The following is a 19,191-nucleotide window of genomic DNA, read 5'->3' as shown; positions in this document are numbered from 1 at the left end:
TGACATCATGGAGTTTAACGTAAAAAGCGGCAGTCCCGAAAAACAACGCAGTGCCTGTATTGTTGTTGGGGTGTACGAGCCACGACGCCTGTCAGGCGTGGCTGAGCAGCTTGATGAGATCAGCGAAGGTTATATCAGTAACCTGCTGCGCCGCGGCGACCTGGAAGGTAAAGCCGGTCAAATGCTGTTGTTGCACCACGTTCCAAACGTGCTTAGCGAGCGCGTGTTATTAGTTGGATGTGGTAAAGAGCGTGAACTCGATGAGCGTCAGTACAAGCAAATCATTGCGAAAACTATTCAGACACTAAACGAAACCGGCTCAATGGAAGCCGTATGTTTCCTGACCGAACTGCACGTGAAAGGTCGCGATACCTACTGGAAAGTGCGCCAGGCAGTGGAAACTACCCAGGACACCCTGTACACCTTCCTGCAGTTAAAGAGCAAAAAAGGCGAGCCGCGCCGACCGTTGCGTAAAATTGTATTCAACGTACCTACCCGTCGCGAGTTAACCGTTGGCGAAAAAGCGGTAGAACACGGCCTGGCCATTGCTAAAGGCATGAAAGTCACCAAAGACGTTGCCAACATGCCGCCAAACATTTGTAACCCTGCCTACTTGTGGGATCAGGCCCAGCAACTGGCTGCAGAATATGATTCGATTGACGTTGAATGCGTTAACGAAGCGAACATGGCAGATCTGGGTATGAACTCATACCTGGCGGTAGGTCGTGGTTCTGAAAATGAATCACTCATGAGCATCATCCATCACAAAGGCGGTGAACCGGATCAGCAACCATTGGTGCTGGTGGGTAAAGGCCTGACCTTTGACTCGGGTGGTATTTCATTGAAGCCTGGCGAAGGCATGGACGAAATGAAATACGACATGGGTGGTGCCGCATCTGTGCTGGGTGTTATGCACACGGTTGCAGCGTTAAACCTGCCGGTTAACGTTATTGGCGTGCTGGCTGGCTGTGAAAACATGCCTGACGGCAAGTCATATCGTCCGGGTGACATTCTGACCACCATGTCAGGACAAACCGTAGAAGTGCTGAATACCGACGCCGAAGGCCGATTGGTATTGTGTGATGCACTGACTTACGTAGAGCGATTCGACCCGGATACGGTAATCGACGTTGCGACCTTAACCGGCGCCTGTATTATCGCTTTAGGTAAACACGCAACCGGCTTAATGAGCACGCACAACCCGCTGGCACACGAACTGCTGAATGCCTCTGAGCAGGCATCTGACCGCGCCTGGCGTTTACCTTTGTGGGACGACTACCAGGAGCAACTGGAAAGCCCGTTTGCTGACATGACCAACCTCGGTGGTCGTCCGGCCGGGTCTATTACAGCGGGTTGTTTCTTGTCGCGTTTCACTAAAAAGTACAACTGGGCGCATCTGGACATTGCCGGTACCGCCTGGAACAGCGGTAAGAACAAAGGCGCAACGGGCCGCCCAGTGCCAATGCTTGCGCAGTTCTTAATGAATCGCGCTGGTTTGGCGCAAGAGGACTAATTGCCCGTGCCCGCTGTTCGATTTTACGCGCTAACAGAAGAAACCGTGTCGCCCGATGGCGGCGCGGCGGTGTCTGCCCTGTGCGCGAAAGCCTGCGAATTAACCGCCGAACTCTATGCCAACCGGCAGAAGAGTGTGGTACTGTGCGCCGACAAGGCCCAGGCTGAAGCGGTAGATGAGCTGTTATGGCAACTGCCCGCGGCGCGTTTTGTGCCGCACAATCTTGCTGGCGAAGGTCCGCCCGGTGGTGCACCGGTGGAAATCGTCTGGCAGGCACAACAATTACCCCGCCGGCCCTGCCTGATCAACGTGAGTGGTCAACTGGTGAATCAATTCAACCAGTTCCAGCAAATTGTTGATTTTGTGCCGGTAGAAGAGGCCGCTAAACAGCAAGCCCGACAACGCTATAAATATTTTCAACAAGCCGGCTGCCAAATGCAGTTTTTACCGGCTTAACACAGGTATTCTTTGAGACTCTCCATGGACAAAACCTACGAACCCCATTCCATTGAACAGCAATGTTACCAACGCTGGGAAAACGACGGACTATTTAAAGCCAAGGCCTCAGGCGATCCCGCGCAAGAACCGTATTGTATTTTACTGCCGCCGCCAAACGTAACCGGTAGTCTGCACATGGGTCACGGCTTCCAGCAAACCATTATGGACGTGCTGACCCGTTATCACCGCATGAAAGGCGACAACACCTTATGGCAGGTAGGTACCGACCACGCTGGTATCGCCACGCAAATGGTGGTTGAACGTCAGTTGAATGCACAAGGCAAAACCCGTCACGATCTGGGGCGCGAAGCCTTTGTCGATAAAATCTGGGAGTGGAAAGAACACTCGGGTGGCACCATCACCAGCCAGATGCGTCGTTTAGGCACATCGCCTGACTGGGATCGTGAAGTGTTCACCATGGACGAAAACCTGTCTAAAGCGGTAACCGAAGTCTTTGTAAAACTGCATGAAGACGGCCTGATTTACCGCGGCAAACGCCTGGTAAACTGGGATCCGGTACTACACACGGCGGTATCCGATCTGGAAGTACTGAACGAAGAAGAAGCCGGTCACATGTGGCACATGCGTTATCCACTGGCTGACGGCAGTGGCAGCATTGTGGTTGCCACCACGCGCCCGGAAACCATGCTGGGCGACACCGCTGTGGCGGTACATCCGGATGATGAGCGCTATCAGGACTACATTGGTAAAGAAATTAAGCTGCCTATTACCGGCCGTTTAATTCCAATCATTGCCGACGACTATGTTGATCCGGAATTCGGCACAGGTTGCGTGAAAATCACCCCTGCGCACGACTTCAACGACTACGACATGGGCAAGCGTCATAACCTGCCTATGATCAACATCTTCACGCCAGATGCGAAAGTGAACGACGAAGCACCGGAAGCTTACCGAGGCCTGGACCGCTTTGACGCGCGTAAAGCCATAGTGGAACAGCTGGAACAAGATGGCGTACTGGTTAAAATCGATGATCACAAGTTAAAAGTACCGCGCGGCGACCGCACTGGTGCTGTTATTGAGCCGTACCTGACTGATCAGTGGTATGTAGCTATTGAAGAACTGGCGAAGCCTGCAATCGAAGCAGTGGAAAGCGGTGAAATCCGTTTTGTACCGGAAAACTGGAGCAAGACCTATTACCAGTGGATGCACAACATTCAGGACTGGTGTATTTCGCGTCAGCTGTGGTGGGGTCACCGGATTCCGGCATGGTATGACAACAGCGGCAACATTTATGTTGGTCGCGATGAAGCCGAAGTACGCAGCAAAAATGGTCTGGACGACAGCGTCGTGCTGCGTCAGGACGAAGACGTACTCGACACCTGGTTCTCGTCGGCGTTGTGGCCATTTGCCACCATGGGCTGGCCGGAAAAAACACCAGAACTGGAAACCTTTGTACCGTCTTCGGTATTGGTAACCGGCTTTGACATCATCTTCTTCTGGGTTGCCAGAATGATCATGATGACCAAGCGCTTTACCGGCAAGATCCCGTTTAAAGATATCTATATTACCGGTCTGATCCGCGATGAGAGCGGCGACAAAATGTCGAAGTCGAAAGGGAACGTACTGGACCCAATCGATCTGATCGACGGTATTGATCTGGAGTCACTGGTTGCTAAACGTACCTCGGGTATGATGCAGCCGCAGCTGGCAGCCAAAATTGAAAAGCGCACGCGCAAGCAATTCCCGGACGGCATTCACGCTTACGGTACCGACGCACTGCGGTTCACTTTTGCGGCTATGGCGTCTACCAGTCGCGATATCAACTTCGATATGGGCCGGGTAGAAGGATACCGCAACTTCTGTAACAAGATCTGGAACGCATCGCGTTTCGTGTTAATGAACACTGAAACTGAAGATACCGGTCGCGACGGCGGTGAACTGGTACTGAGTCTGGCAGATCGCTGGATTTGGGCACAGTTCCAGCAAACGCTGGCGGAATTTGAAAAAGCCATCAGCGAGTATCGTTTCGACATTGCTGCGCAAACGGTATACGAGTTTACCTGGAACCAGTTCTGTGACTGGTACCTGGAATTAACCAAACCGGTACTGAATAATGATCAGGCCTCTGACGCTGAAAAACGCGGCACGCGCCATACGTTAATCAACGTACTGGAAAGCCTGTTGCGCTTGCTGCACCCATTAATGCCGTTCATCACTGAAACTATTTGGGAACGCGTTGCACCATTAAGTGCGCTGGAAGTTAAAGACGGCGACAGCATCATGGTTCAGCCATTCCCAACCGTAGATACCAGTAAGCAAGACGAGCAGGTACTAGCTGACATTGAGTGGGTGAAGCGCTTTATTGTGGGCATCCGTAATATCCGTGGTGAAATGGATATCGCGCCTAGTAAGCCGCTGTCGGTATTACTGCGTAACGCCAGTGAAGAAGACGAGCGTCGCCTGGGTATTTCACGTACCTTTATCGACCGTCTAGCACGTCTTGAAGGCGTAACCATACTGGCACAAGGCGAAGAAGCGCCGGCCAGTGCTGCAGCGCTGGTAGGAGAAATGGAAATCCTGATCCCAATGGCAGGCCTTATCGACAAAGATGCCGAGCTGGCTCGTATCGCTAAAGCCATGGAGAAAATCGAAAAAGACGCAGCCCGCACTAAAGGTAAGTTGTCTAACGAGAAATTCGTGAGCAATGCCCCTGAAGCGGTTATTGAGAAAGAGCGCGCCAAGCTGGCCGATGCAGAGTCACAACTGGCTAAGCTTTCTGCTCAACGCGACACAATAGCGGCATTATAAAAGACTGGGCGTGAGCGGTTGTGCGTATTTGGTGCATAATTACCGCTATTTCTCCCATCTTTGGTGCATGCTAAAGTGTGTATAGTGAGTCGTATTTTTATAACCTGCTGTAATATATGGTTTTTGAAATTTGGCTCGGTTATTGCTATTTTCATAACAAAATAAAGCAAGCCCGGCGTTTGCTAACAATTTGAATGAAGTTTGGTAATGAAGCCCGATCCTGTCGCCAGGATTGGGCTTTTTATTTTGTTTTTTGGACACGGTAGTAACAATGACTGCAGATAAATTTAATATTTTCTCTTTCACCGGGAAAATGAAAATACTTCACCTCTCCTGGATGGTGTTTTTCGTTACCTTCGTAGTGTGGTTTAACATGGCCCCACTTAAACAGGTGATCATGGGCGACATGGGCCTGAGCCTGGAAGAATGGAAAACCTTACTGATTTTAAATGTGGCGCTCACCATACCTGCCCGGGTTATTATCGGTGCGCTTACTGACAAATACGGACCGCGTTTAGTTTACTCTTCCCTGCTGGCAATCTGCTCTGTACCCTGTTTTTTATTCGCGTTTGCCAGCGACTTTACCCAAATGGCCATTGCGCGTTTTGCGCTGGGCTTTATCGGTGCCGGTTTCGTTATCGGTATTCGCATGGTCAGCGAATGGTTCCCGCCTAAAGAGCTGGGCACGGCCGAAGGTATATACGGCGGCTGGGGTAACTTTGGCTCTGCGGCAGCAGCCTTCACTTTACCTACACTGGCTGTAGTATTTGGTGGCGATGACGGCTGGCGTTATGCAGTAGCAATTACCGGTGTCCTGTGTGTTATTTTCAGTGTGATTTATTACACCAACGTCACCGATACCCCTAAAGGCTCCACTTATTTCCGACCCAAAAACCTCGGCGGTATGGAAGTCACCAGCAAAGGCGATTTCTATTTCCTGTTATTTATGAAAACGCCGATGTACCTGGCGCTGGCACTGCTTAACTGGAAGCTGTCACCGAATGGCGTAGGCATGTTGTCGGCCGATGTGTGCACCTTTATTTATGTTGCGCTGTTTGCAATTTATTGCTTCGACGCGTATTCCAACTTCAAAGTTAATCGCGAGATTTTTGTGAAGCCGGTCGCAGAGCAACATCGCTATCAGTTCAAGCAAGTCGCGGTGCTGAATATTCTGTACTTCGCTACCTTCGGTTCTGAGCTGGCCGTGGTATCCATGCTACCTGCATTCTTTGCAGAAACGTTCGAGTTGTCGATGGCGACAGCCGGTTTGTTGGCGGGTATGTATGCCTTTATGAACCTGATGTCACGCCCTGGCGGTGGTATTATTTCTGACCGTTTTGGTCGCAAGAAAACCCTGCTTATTCTGACTGCGGGTCTGGCGGGTGGTTACTTCACACTAAGTCATATCGATGCGAACTGGCCGGTGTGGCTGGCCGTGCTGGCAGTAATGGCCTGCTCGTTCTTTGTGCAGTCAGGTGAAGGTGCGGTCTTTGCGGTTGTGCCGCTTATTAAACGCCGCCTCACCGGCCAGATTGCAGGTATGACCGGTGCTTACGGTAACGTGGGTGCGGTAACTTATCTGACTATCTATTCTTTTGTTGATGCGTCTACGTTCTTCCTGGTTATTAGTGGGACTGCCGCATTTGGCTTTATTGCGTTACTCTTTATGAAAGAGCCGAGTGGCGCAATTACCGAAGTGAACGAAGACGGTACCGTCGAACTGATTCACGTAGGTTAACCTTATTACCCAACAGGCATAAGTGTGGTAATGCACCTGTCCTCGCCAGAGGCAGGTGCTTTTTTTGGATAAAGCATGGCAAATTTGAATGTAAGTTTTGGCGGATACAGCAGCCAGGGGATCAAGTTTGAAAATCAGGACGCCTTTGCTGCCTGGCAGGGCGAGGGGCAGCAGCTCCGCGACAAAGGGGCTGTGGTTGCAATAGCCGACGGTGTCTCGGCCTGTAGCAAAGCGAAAGAAGCGGCAACCACGGTAGTTAACAATTTCATCTTTGACTACATGCAAACCCCTCCCAGTTGGTCTGTAAGTCGTTCGGTGGGGAAAATCCTAACCAGTCTGAATCGCTGGTGCCACGGTCAGTTTGACTATGCAGTGGGCGGCAGCAGTCAAATGCTCACCACATTCAGCAGCCTCGTGTTTAAGTCGACCACGGGTTTTTTAATGCATGTGGGTGATACCCGGGTCCACCGGTTTCAGCATGGCCAACTCGAATTGCTTACCAACGATCACACGGCCAAACAGCGAGCAAACTTTGTACTGACCCGTGCCATTGGTCTGGACGCAAAACTCGATGTGGATTTCACCTCGTTTGCCCTGCAGCCGGGTGAACTGTATGTGCTTACCAGTGATGGGGTACATAGCTTTTTGTCGAACAAACAGTTGAAAACACTGCTTGCAGATTCTCAGGATCTCGAAGCGGCTGCGCGTAAGATCGTGCAAGCAGCGTTAGATGCCGGCAGCGATGACAATGTCAGTTGTTTGCTTGCAAGAGTGGAGAGTTTACCTGCGGTAGACGTACATGAATTGTCTGCACATGGCGATCATCTTGTGATCCCGCCTGCGCTGGAAGTAGGGCAAAAGCTGGAAGGCTACCGGGTACTGGAACAGGTATTTAACGGCACGCGTTCCAGTTTGTACAAGGTGCTGGACGAGCAGTCTGGCACAGTTTACGGCCTGAAAACACCCACTGAAAAGTTCGAGGATGACACCACTTTTCTGCGTGGCTTTCTACGTGAAGAATGGGTGGGCAAAAGCCTGGATAGCCCACACATAATGAAAGTATTGCCGCGACGTGAGAATACACAGTATTACTACCATGTATGTGAATACATCGAAGGACAATCCCTGCGCCAATGGATTATAGATAACCCATCGCCCTCAATCGACACAGTTCGACGTATTGTTAAACAGATCATTGTGGCGCTGCGTACGTTTCAGCGCAACGACATGGTGCATCGGGATATAAAGCCCGAAAACGTCATGATCACTACCCACGGTGAAGTCAAACTCATCGATTTTGGCACAGTGTTGGTTAAGTCTCTGCTGGAAACCGGCGAACAAACCCATGAAGACTACCCAGTGGGATCGGTGAACTATATTGCGCCGGAATTTCTGATCCAGAATCACAGTGACTTTAGAACCGACATGTTTTCGCTAGGGGTGATTGTATACGAGATGCTTAGTGGCGCGTTGCCTTATAAGCCCTTTAAATATAAAGATTATATTCCCGAAAGTGCAAACGAATTCCACTACCAGAGCATTAAGCAATACCGCCCGGACCTACCCGCGTGGATCGATATCTGTTTAAAGAAAGCCACGCAACCGGAGCAGCAAAAACGCTTCAATGCGTTATCGGAATTTGAAGCGGCGCTGGACAACCCCAAAGACATTGTTGCGACCGAAAAGCGACCGCCCCTTATTGAACGAAACCCGGTATTACTGTGGCAATGGGTCAGTGCCATTCTGCTGGTAATTGTGCTGTTACAAACCTGGTTGCTTAGCCGTTAGTTACAGTATTAATGACTGTCTTAAATGCATAATCAGCGTATTTAGTCATAATAGACGGCACCACAGTCCGCTCATCAAAATAAATGATAGTGTGGGTAGGGTGGGGCATATCTTACTGTTTTCAGGTCCACACTGCCTCAGTTTATAATCTATTTTCTGCAAGCGAATTTTACTTCAACACTCTGTATTAAAAAGTTTATTTTTTCGTTTTCATTACTGTTTCCGGTTGTGTTTTAGCTAATCTGGCTCTCGTTTTACTGTGAGTAATCCCATCACCAATTCAACGACAACACTGTCTATATTTTAATCTTAAATGCAAATGATAATTGATCTCATTTGTGTTGCTGTGATATTCTCCTCCCCGATTAATGTTGGAATAAAATATTATAGGATCTGAGATGAATACGTGTAAGAACAAGAGCCGGAGTCTTTTGGCGTTAGCCATTGCAGCTTCACTGGTTGCCTGTGGCGGTAGTGAAAACAAGGCGCCAGCCTTTAGTCAGAGTAGTTTTGCCGCAACGGTGTCAGAAGATGAATCGGTAACCGGCACATTGTCAGCCTCAGATCCGGATAGCAACGACACGTTGAATTTCACCCTGGCGTCAGCCGCGTCCAATGGTGTGTTTGAGTTGAATGGCAATGGTAGCTATACCTATACGCCAAACGGGGACTTCTTCGGTGAAGACAGCGTTACTGTTACGGTGTCAGACGGGAAGTTGTCAGATACCGCTACGGTAACTTTCACGGTAACGAACGTCAATGATGCTCCGGTTGTGGGCACCAGTCAGGTGACCGTGAGTAGTCAGGGAACCACAACGGGCTCGATTGAGATCACCGATGCAGACGGCGACGACATCACCATAACCGTCATTACTGCCCCGCAAAATGGCCAACTTGAAATCAACAGTGCAACCGGGGAATTTGAATATACACCGTACACACTGGAGCAAATCGACGGCAGTTTCACCATTGCTGTTACCGATGGCGTGATCAGCGATCCCGTTGAAGCCGAAATCAGCCTGGCCGCGTCATTCAGCACCAACGCCGATAAACTCAGTTATTACTACAGTTCGGCTCAATCTCACTTGAAGCAAGCCGAAGCTCGTATGGAAAACATAATTGATGATGATTTGCTTAACGAAGTGCGAGCCGGCCTGGCCGTGGGCTACACCACGGCAGGCTTTGCCAGTGAGGCCGATGCGAATATTGCAGCAATCACGACACTCGATGATCAGGCCAGGGCTTATCAGGCCGTCGGTGAGCGACTGGATACATTGGGCTTAACTGAAGAGGGGGATGATAAGCGTGCATCTTCGGTGGCCTTGTTTAACCAGTATTTGGCAGAAAAAGGTATTTCAAACCTGTCCAGCAGTGATGCAAATTACTTTATCGGGCTTATCAATGATTATGAGGAGTCCGGTAACGCCGATGCAGCAAATGCGATGTTAACCTCTGTGCGTATTTACGCTGATGCGATTAATGACGATGAGTATTCAACAGCATATGGTCGCTTATTGTCTGCCAGCCGAATTAATGTTTCTAACCAGCAGACCGCATACTTCGAAAGCGGCAGCGATGCTGATTTAGACAGTGCTTTAACAGCTGCGGGCTTGTTAGAAGACATCGCAATGGAAGTAGGTTACCGGGTTATTACCCGGGGGGATTACGAAGGGCAGTACTCTTACCAAATGCGAGTTTTGTACGTCACTTGGTTAGCAGAGCACTACATGTACCTGAATCAGCCGGAAAAGGCCAAACAGTATCTGGCTGAAGCACTCGCACTGTATGGCGTTAGCGGGTATGACGCTAATTACAATGTTGAGGCGTCTGAATACGGAGCTGCAACCTTGAGTAGCTATTCGTCAATCGTAGAAATTCAGGCCGGACTATTTGCTTACTACTATCCAGACGCAGAAACGAATCTGGCGTTAGCGCTGCTCGAACCAGGCACGCGAAACTATAACGACGCCATCGTGTTTATCCATATGTATCAGGTTTTAGCCGCGGCAGAAAAGGGTGAAGACTTTAGTGACTTACTTGCCTCGGTAAAAACGCATTTTGAGGAGAACGGCGATCTTCGCGACTATTACGAGTTCCTGGTTCAACAAGGCGCAGGCTCCGGGTCAGGTATCAGAACGGCGGGGTTACTTGTAAATCGCGGACATCTTGATGCAGCACTAACTGTGCTGGATGAAGCCCTCACTGTACTCACAGACGAAGACTACATTTACAGCGAAAGTGCGAAAATGACACTGGGTTCTTATGGTTGTGCAGGCTTGTCACGGTTGTATCAAAAGGCTGGTGGTGACGTTAATGGAGTGCTTAATACGTGTTTGAGTATTGCTGAGAACTACTATCAGCCTGAACAAAATATAATGTCAGATGCTGCCATCATTGAGGGGTATCAGGCGCTGCTGACTTTGTATGCGGAAGCTGGAAATACCGAAGTTATGAATGCGTTAGCCAGCGACATGTCGGTTATTGCCCAGTCTTTCGATTCTGATATCGATGCCCTGGAATTTCAGGCCTATATTGCCAGCGTGACTGCCAATTATGGCGCATTCGAGAGTGCCGTTGTTATGAGCAATTCTGTGCTCACCGGTATTGTGTCTTTAATGAAAGATGATGAAGGCAACACACTTGAAGCGCTGGAAGGTTATCTTGAAGTGCTGTTGTGGATAACCGGTTCTGACGATTATGTTTCTTCTTATTTCAAACTGTATACGGTGAAAACCGCAATGCGCAGACAGGCTGCTGACATTACTGAGTTTGCTGCGCTCTTCTCGCAATTTCAGACCCAATTACACAGCACTCTAAAGGCGATTAATGCTGCAGTAACTGAGTTATCAGACAATGAGCAGCAAGACATTATGGCATTGATACTGTTAGCGAACGCCCGCGCCGGATTGTTTGCTGAAGCAGAACAGTTCGCGGCCAGTGAGGTAAACGCCACCGCAGATCAATACGAGCTGTATGCTCAACTTGCCGTCGTGTGGGCAGAAAAAGACGACTATCCGGGTAGCAAAGTGGCCAATGTTGATACCGATAGTGACGGTTTGCCGAACTTCTTCCTGACAACCGCAACAGAGCAGGAGATTGCTGAGTCAGGCTTGGTCGCTGACACAGACTCAGACAATGATGGTATTGCCGATGAGCAGGACGCTACGCCATTGGGAGAAGGCAACTAAGTGCTAGGCTATAACCGCAACATGTTAGCTGGTCTTGTTGCTTCAATTGGGCTGTTACCTTTACAGGTAGCAGCCCAGGCTGTTGATAGTAACCAAGACAACTCCGCTGCAGAAAAAGTACTGGTTTCGACCGAAACAACCGAGCCGAAAGAAGACCAGGACAACGTAGAACATATCGAAGTGATTGGTCGATATATCGGCATTGAAGCGCCGGAAGCATTTGGCCGGTTTATGTTGTCGAAAGACTTTATACGAAATGCGCCTAAGACTACCGGTGATATTAACGACCTGATTGCCTTGCTACCTGGGGTGCAGTTATCTGAAGACGCACTGGCTGTATCACAAGCAGGGGAAATCCGAGCCAAGCAAATATCAATTTCTGGCGCCCAACCCTGGCAAACCGGTTTTTTTATTAACGGAATGAACTTCAATAGTCGACTGGACCCGGGGGCTTACAATCGGTCTGAGGGGGCCGTTAACGATGTCCAGGGCGGACCGCAGAACTTTAACGTTAACAGCCAGATCGTTGACAGCATTGATGTTTACGACAGTAATATACCGGTGGAATTTGGCGGCTTTTCGGGCGGGGTTGTTGATGTTCAAACCGCTTCTGCAGTCCAATCCGACAAAGCCCGGGTGTCATTAGGCTACCGTGGTTCAAACAGTGATTGGAATCAGTATCACATCATTAACGGAGACATCGATGACGATGGCGATGCCTTCAGCACTGACCTGCTAACGCCGGAGTTTGAACAGCAGAGCGTGAATTTTCTGGCTTCCACACCACTAAGCGAGAATCAGGGGCTGTTGGTGTCTGTCAATTACCTCACAGCTAAAAAGAGCAAGGTGTCATTCCGGGAAATCGTGAATACCGAGCGGCAAAACATCAATTTGTTAGTGAAATATTCACTGCGCAACGCTTTCTTTGACAACCTCGATTGGTCTGTATTGTATGCGCCTTATGAAAACCGCAACCTACAGGAAAACGTGTTAAACAGTGAGCTTGTTATCTCTGGCGGCGGGTACGGTACAACCCTAAACGCAGAAAAAGCATTTTCGAGCGGTGAGTGGATCAGTGAGTTTAGTTTCAATACCAGCGAGAACAGTCGCGAAGCGCCACCGCATTTTTATTTGTGGCTGCAAGCCAATGGGAAAGCATGGGGCAGGGATACGGCGGTTGACGATGATCTCGATGATACACAGCAGCCGGTTTCCCGCGAGGGCGGATTTGGTGATTTAGACAAAACACAAACAACGGCAACATGGCGTAATCAGTTCCAGTTTAACGACTGGCAATGGGGACGCGCAGAGCACCGTTTGAAAGTGGGCTTCAGTGCCCAATATCAGGCTTTGGGACGCAAACGCAATGCTGACAGTTACTATTACAACTCAGCCGTGCAATACAGCGCATCAGCCGGCAACAACGCCCTTAACTGCAGCGGTTATACGCTGGACTGTGTTGAGCTTTCATTGGCGAAGAGCATTGAAACGCTGGAGGCGGAATTAGGTGAGCCTCTGGATTTCAGTAATCCTGAGCATATTCTCCTGTACAGTGACAATGTGTTAGTGTCGCCGCAATTTTTTAATTTCCGTATTGTTTACCCGTCGGAAAATATTCGCGTGAACGTGAATCAGGTAGGGATTTACCTGAATGACCAGATTCACTGGGACCGACTCACGCTGAACGCAGGATTGCGCTACGAGTACGATGATTTCTTTAAAAATCACACGCTGGCCCCACGGTTTAGTGGCAGTTGGGATTGGTTTGACGACAACAGCACACTGTTAGTGTTTGGGGCGAGTCGCTATTACGACGCAGGCCTGGCAACCTATAAGCTCAAACAGGAAAGCAAACCCTATTACACCGAGTTTAGGCCAATCCTGAATGGCAGCTTACAGGCGTGGGTCCCGTCCAGTCTCGACGCTGACTTGCGGTACCGCTACGAAGGACTGGACTCCCCCTATAATGACGAAGTGGTACTGGCCCTTAAACAAAGTCTGGGGGCGTTTGGCTTTGTATCGCTACGCGGCATCCATCGCTGGCAGCGCGATCAGCTTGCCCGCGCCAGTGAATCAGAATTGGGCGCAGACGGCTATCGCTATGCGTATCAGGATAACAGTGGATTTGGTACCAGTAGCCGCATATCACTTGCCTGGAGTGCAAGTTGGCGGGCTCATTCATTCTGGGCAAATACGGATTTCAGTCGCACAAAAAGCAATGGGGATTCGTATAACGAGGCGGTGGATGACGTGAGCCTTGATGAGCTGGTTTGGTATATCGGCAACGGTGTAGGCAGTCTTACTACGCAGTCAGCCGTTGCTACGTTAAACACCAACTTCAGCCGCCCGTTGCGAGTGAATTTTGGCTGGCATGCCGATTGGACCGAGGCGTTTTCGACTACATTAAACGGCGCTTTTACTGACGCTTATCACACTGCGGTGGCCACAGGTCAGTATATATCAAGTGGCAATATTGCGTGGCTGTGCAAAGATTGCGATGTCGACAGTATCAGTGTGCCTATTTATCGCAAAGTCGAGTTTGCCCGTCGCTGGCAAGTTAATCTGGCTACCCGTTATACACTCTCCCTGCAAGAGTGGGGCAACCTGACTCTGTCGGTAGATATCACCAACTTGTTTAATACCCGAACGTATATGGTGACTCCCGGTAACGATGGCGTAGAAACCGGGCGAACTTTGTGGGCCGGAGCGCGATGGGACTGGTAAAAAATACTATCGCGGTCATGTGTCTGATCGCTACTGGCCCTGTGGTCGCTGCAGCGGGCGATACCGCAGATCATGCGGATTATCTGAAAGCGTTGCGAGGGCAATACAGCGAGGGCCAGTCATACTGGCCCCTTGCTATTACAACAGACAATATCGCGCCAGCGCCAATGCAGGCTTTGCCACAACCCGAAAAAGCCGATGCCGGCAAAGTGGCACTCGGCGAGGCCCTATTTAACGACACCATGTTGTCACGTGACCACACCGTGTCTTGTGCTACCTGTCATGCTGCCCACCTGGTGTTTGCCGACAGACGCAGGCAAGCGGTTGGCATAGATGGGCAGGTAGGGCGCAGAAATACACCGGCACTGTTTGGTATTAATTTATGGACCTCGTTGTTTTGGGATGGACGGGCAAATTCCGCTCAGCATCAGGCATTGTTTCCTGTCAGCGACCCCAAAGAAATGGATTTACCGGTGGCCGAGTTGGTGAAACGTGTGAATCAAAACGAAAAGTACGCTAGCGCCTTCGCTGCTGCATACGGCATTTCAGAGATCAAAAGTGTGCATCTTGCCGATGCGATAGCGCAGTTTGAACGGCAGATACCGCCGCCTGATACCCCGTTTCAACAAGTGCTACAACGTTTGCCCGGGGAGCCTGAAGTGGCTATTGGTATGCTGAGTGACGAGCAACTGTGGGGCTTGCACCTGTTTCGTACCAAAGCGCGATGCATGACGTGTCACGAAGGGGCGCTGTTAAGTGACAATCAGTTTCACAATACCGGGCTGTCTTATTACGGCCGCAAGTTCGAGGACCTGGGGCGTTACGAGGTGACCGGACTGGCAAGTGATGTTGGTCGTTTTCGCACGCCTTCGCTGTTGGCAGTGAGTCACACCGGGCCCTGGATGCACAACGGTTTGTTCAGCAGTCTGCCGGGTGTTGTGAACCTGTACAACGCGGGGGGAGCCAGAACGAAACGCCGTGAGGCGTACGACAATGATCCTCTGTACCCTGAAACAACCCCGCTACTGGTAAAGCTGGAATTAACCAAGGAAGAGCGCTCTGCTTTGGTCGCATTTTTAACCCTGTTATGACGGGCCGGTACAACCCGGTCAGGTCAAGTATAAACCCGGAGGCTACATGCCAATTTTGAATAAAAACAAACGCGTGCTTGGCGCACTTCTGACTTTCGCGTCTCTGAGTATGAGCGGCGTGAGTCACGCAGAAACCTTACACTTTGGTGAAGCACTGACCCATCAACCGCCTGTTGCGGTGTCTGCGATACTTGCTTCCCCGGAAGCATATCTGGATAAAACCGTAACAATTGAAGGTACCGTTGTTGGGGTGTGCTCAATGCGAGGCTGCTGGGCCGACATTGCCTCGGATGCCCGGTTTCAAAAATTGCGTTTGAAAGTGCAGGATGGCGATATGGTGTTTCCAATGCACGCCAAAGGCCGCAAAGCCATCGCCACAGGCAAACTGTATGCTGTGCACTTATCTCAGGCCCAGACTCAACGCTATCTGGCTGCGCTTGCAAAACGAAACGGCGAGGACTTCGATCCGAAAACAGTGACAGAAGGCATGGCTATCTATCAAGTAGAGCCTGTCGCGGTAGACATTCTTGATTAACCGGTTACGGAGCGTGAACTGGTTCAGGTTAAACCGCACGCTGCATCGCGACATCGGGTACTTCTGCATTAGTTTTACCCTGGTGTTTGCTGTGTCAGGACTGGCGCTTAACCATGTGCGTGATATTAACCCCAACTATATTGTCGAGCGCGCTGAAGCTGAGGTTAGCCTGACTCTCCAGGCCAGCGATGCAGAAATCAACGCGTATTTGCTTAACGCGTTCAATCTCGATACGTCTGTAAAAGCCAGCTATTGGGAGTCTCCGTCTCGTTATAAATTGTTTTTGGAGCAAGGGCATACTATTACGCTGAACCTGAATATGCAGCGCGCGGTTTACGAAGCCATTACACCGCGGCCAATCATACCTGCATTAAACCGGCTTCACCTTAACGAGGTACGCCAAAAGTGGGTGGTGTTCTCTGATGTGTATGCCGTGTTGCTGATATACCTGGCGGTGTCGGCGCTATTCATGGTGAAGGGAAAATACAGCGCACTGTCGTGGCGACGCGGTTGGTTGGTGTTGCTCGGTACGGCAATTCCGCTGGCTTACATGTGGCTGTGAGGCTGACAGCCTGGTTTATTCCCGGTTGGTTACAGCATTAGCAACCAACCGGGATTCTACGAGAGTTAGAACTGATAAGACGCAAACAGTCTTAACGTTCTGGGTTGGCCAGGGCCTACAAACTCAGTCGATTCGATATCGTCATAAATATCTTCCAACACTTCATCGGCTTCGCCATAGGTACCAAAGGTTTCGAACTCGGTATCAAACACGTTTTCCAGACGCAGGCCAACGGTAATACCACTTGAGTGAGCATAGGTGGCACTTAGATTAACCAGCGTATAACCATCTAACTCGCGGTTCTCGTTGGCTTCGTCGCCACGGAAATACTGGCCCGATGCGTAGTCCACATCTGCACTGATGTACAGGTTGTCCAGCAGCGGGTAAGTCACTTCCACACCGGCAAGCCATTCAGGCTGGCCCGGAATGGTATCGCCCGGCGTAACCTGGCGGCCAGGTCCCATGGGGTTTTGTGGGCTGAACGAGACAAAAGGAGATTCAAAGGTCGCCTGCAAGTAGCTTACATTGGCAGACACTTCCAGGTCGTCCCACTGCTGTAACACGCTGAATTCAGCACCCTGACGGCGCGTTTTGTCTACGTTTACAAAGTAGCCTACCGACGCGCGGTCACCGGCCTGTTGGAAAATAATGTCGTCTTTGCTCTCACTGCGATACACCGCGGCGTGGATCAAGCCGTTCTCCAGCGTAATATTGGCGCCCAGTTCAAGGGTATCAGTGCGTACCTGATCCAGCGGCGGATCGGCCACAAAACCATTGGGCAGTTTACACGGATCGTCTTCGTCGGCGCAGCTTAGTTCTGCTGGCGTCGGCGTACGTGACGATTGGCTGTAAGACGCATAAGCGTGGTAGCCGTCGGTACGGTAGTGCACCGTGGCAGACGGATTAAACCGGTTAAATGCGTGGTTACCATTCAGCGAGCCTTCGCCTACTTCAACGCCGTCTACCATATCAATAGTGGATTTGTTGTAGCGTGCGGCCAGAGCCAGTTGCCAGTTGTCGTTCAGATTTATGACATCGCTAACAAACGCATAGGTGTGGCGAACATCGGTGGTCAGACGCACACGGGAACCTTCGTCAAATACACCAATGCCGGTAACGCCACGGCTGCTCTCTGCGGTGTCGTTATCAAGAACAGCGAACTCGGTATCACTGCGAAATGAAATATCAGCGGTGTCGATGCCCAGACCAACTACCCAGTGATGTGTCATTGAACCTGTGGCCGCTTTTCCCGCCAGTTCGGCGCTGAAGCCAAAGCTTTGCTGGTCGGTAAAGCTGGTATTGGCGGTACCGTCCAGGGTATCAGGGTCAACGTCGCTGATGTTTTCTAAGGGTACTAACGGGTCAAAACCTACAAACTGAACGGCGTCGTCTTCTTCGAATTCTTCGTCGTCATCGTCGTCATCGTCATCATCAGACGTTGTGAGCGTGGCGGCCTCTGCATCATCGTCATCGTCTTCAAACAGTTCAGCTTCTTCGTCCTCTTCACATAAGGTCTCGCCGTAGCCTACATCACATTCTTCGTAGTCACTGTCGTCACCGTTGTAGGTTTCGATTTCGTTTTCACGGTAATAGGCGTTCAGACGCAATACCAAATCGTCGTCCAGGTTCCATTCGTGATTCAGGTTCAGGAAGCGCAGGTTAGTAAAGGTCTGATCAGGGCGAGTATAAATGGCTGCGCGCCCCTCGTGCGGGATCAAGTCTACCGGAATGGCACCGTTACCTATCAAATCGTTTTCATTCACAGCCAGCGTGATGCGGGTGGCACTGTCTTCACCTTTGTGGGTAATGTTAGCCAGTCCTTGCTGAATATCGCTGGGCGAATAGTCGCGCCAGCCGTCTTCTTCGTATTTGTTGATATTAATGTAATAGCCCCACTCGCCATTGTTGCCGCCTGACTCCAGGTTGATGCCGCGCTGGCTAAAATCGCCGCCCATGACGGTGACTTTATTGTGTGGGAAAGAAAAGCCGTCTTTGGTATTTAAAATAAGCGCCCCACCCAGGGTATTCTGACCAAATACCGGGTTAGCACCTGATACCAGGGTCACAGAATCCAATGCTGAAGGTGGAATGAGATCCCAGTTTACGGTATCACCAAAAGGTTCGTTAAAGCGTGTGCCGTTTAAGTAAACCGACAGCCCTTGAGGCAGACCCAGCAAGGGAGAGGCGGTAAATCCACGGTATTGGAGATCGGCCTGAAACGGGTTGTTTTGCACATCGTTGATCGACACACTGACCAGTTGATTGTCCAGAATTCTGGCCAACGAATTGCCATTTTCAACTTCCAATGCATCGGCATCCAAATGCTGACTGGCGGGCGAGTATTCCGTTAGCCCACTCACAAAACTAAGGGGAGATTGTCCGTATACGGTGACCTGTTCAATGCCTTGTTCCTGAGCACTGGCCTGAAAGCTTGCGGCTATGCAGGATGCCAAATATAGGTAAGCGGTTTTTTTCATGATGTGTGTCCGATTGTGTGCCCTGTGCGTTCCAACATCTGCTGTTATTGTATGTGGCTGCATTGGATGTACGCATCGTGTTAATGGCTGGTTAACATGAGGCTAAGTATGAAAATTTGCGGGCATTCCTCCTATGGAATTGTTCCCTGTGACACCGGGAAAAGTTCCCGGTTTTACCTTGTAGTACTTTAGAAAAGTACCAAGTTATTAGGCGCTTAGTGCTAAAGTAGTAGTGCTTTTCCCGATGGTGCAAGAAAGTCGTTTGGCCGGTGTTAACACATAAATTCCCGACTGGAACTTCAAATAAA

11 protein-coding genes are annotated in these 19,191 nt (G+C 50.3%); 10 read left to right on the top strand and 1 reads right to left on the bottom strand.

Going from position 1 to position 19,191, the window contains the following annotated elements; all coding sequences use genetic code 11:
* Window positions 1-7: 7 nt before the first annotated feature.
* The 10 genes from pepA (at window position 8) to BUB81_RS13670 (ending at window position 16,406) form a co-directional block, all read left to right on the top strand.
* On the top strand, window positions 8-1,513 hold the full coding sequence (gene pepA / locus BUB81_RS13715) for a leucyl aminopeptidase (protein WP_073323684.1): 1,506 nt from the start codon (window positions 8-10) through the stop codon (window positions 1,511-1,513).
* Window positions 1,514-1,519: 6 nt separating this feature from the next.
* Window positions 1,520-1,969, top strand: a complete 450-nt coding sequence (locus BUB81_RS13710) for a DNA polymerase III subunit chi (protein ID WP_073323925.1) — start codon at window positions 1,520-1,522, stop codon at window positions 1,967-1,969.
* 24 nt (window positions 1,970-1,993) lie between these two features.
* Window positions 1,994-4,780 (top strand): valine--tRNA ligase, encoded by a 2,787-nt coding sequence (locus BUB81_RS13705; RefSeq protein ID WP_073323682.1) that lies wholly within the window; start codon window positions 1,994-1,996, stop codon window positions 4,778-4,780.
* A 271-nt stretch (window positions 4,781-5,051) separates the two neighbouring features.
* The gene (locus BUB81_RS13700) at window positions 5,052-6,518 is read left to right on the top strand and encodes a NarK family nitrate/nitrite MFS transporter (protein ID WP_073323680.1); all 1,467 of its coding nucleotides are present in this window, start codon (window positions 5,052-5,054) and stop codon (window positions 6,516-6,518) included.
* A 75-nt stretch (window positions 6,519-6,593) separates the two neighbouring features.
* The gene (locus BUB81_RS13695; protein WP_073323677.1) at window positions 6,594-8,306 is read left to right on the top strand and encodes a bifunctional protein-serine/threonine kinase/phosphatase; all 1,713 of its coding nucleotides are present in this window, start codon (window positions 6,594-6,596) and stop codon (window positions 8,304-8,306) included.
* A gap of 398 nt (window positions 8,307-8,704) precedes the next feature.
* Window positions 8,705-11,494 (top strand): cadherin-like domain-containing protein, encoded by a 2,790-nt coding sequence (locus BUB81_RS13690; protein ID WP_084526542.1) that lies wholly within the window; start codon window positions 8,705-8,707, stop codon window positions 11,492-11,494.
* Complete coding sequence (locus BUB81_RS13685) at window positions 11,495-14,218, top strand: TonB-dependent receptor plug domain-containing protein (protein WP_073323673.1); 2,724 nt, start codon at window positions 11,495-11,497, stop codon at window positions 14,216-14,218.
* Window positions 14,206-15,309, top strand: a complete 1,104-nt coding sequence (locus tag BUB81_RS13680) for a cytochrome-c peroxidase (protein ID WP_245819207.1) — start codon at window positions 14,206-14,208, stop codon at window positions 15,307-15,309. Before BUB81_RS13685 ends, BUB81_RS13680 begins: the two co-directional genes overlap by 13 nt.
* Window positions 15,310-15,355: 46 nt before the next feature.
* Window positions 15,356-15,844, top strand: coding sequence for a DUF4920 domain-containing protein (locus BUB81_RS13675; protein ID WP_073323671.1), 489 nt, complete (start codon window positions 15,356-15,358; stop codon window positions 15,842-15,844).
* A gap of 13 nt (window positions 15,845-15,857) precedes the next feature.
* Window positions 15,858-16,406 carry a PepSY-associated TM helix domain-containing protein gene (locus tag BUB81_RS13670; protein ID WP_245819206.1) on the top strand — a complete coding sequence of 183 codons (549 nt, stop codon included), beginning with the start codon at window positions 15,858-15,860 and terminating at the stop codon, window positions 16,404-16,406.
* 65 nt (window positions 16,407-16,471) lie between these two features.
* Here the strand turns inward: BUB81_RS13670 and BUB81_RS13665 are convergent, their stop codons facing one another.
* Window positions 16,472-18,883, bottom strand: coding sequence for a TonB-dependent receptor (locus BUB81_RS13665; protein ID WP_073323669.1), 2,412 nt, complete (start codon window positions 18,881-18,883; stop codon window positions 16,472-16,474).
* Between the last annotated feature and the right edge of the window lie 308 nt (window positions 18,884-19,191).

It is taken from the genome of Marisediminitalea aggregata (genome assembly GCF_900129565.1).
GTDB lineage: Bacteria > Pseudomonadota > Gammaproteobacteria > Enterobacterales > Alteromonadaceae > Alteromonas > Alteromonas aggregata.
Note: the sequence above shows the minus strand (reverse complement) of the source record. Positions and strands in the feature narration are given on the sequence as shown.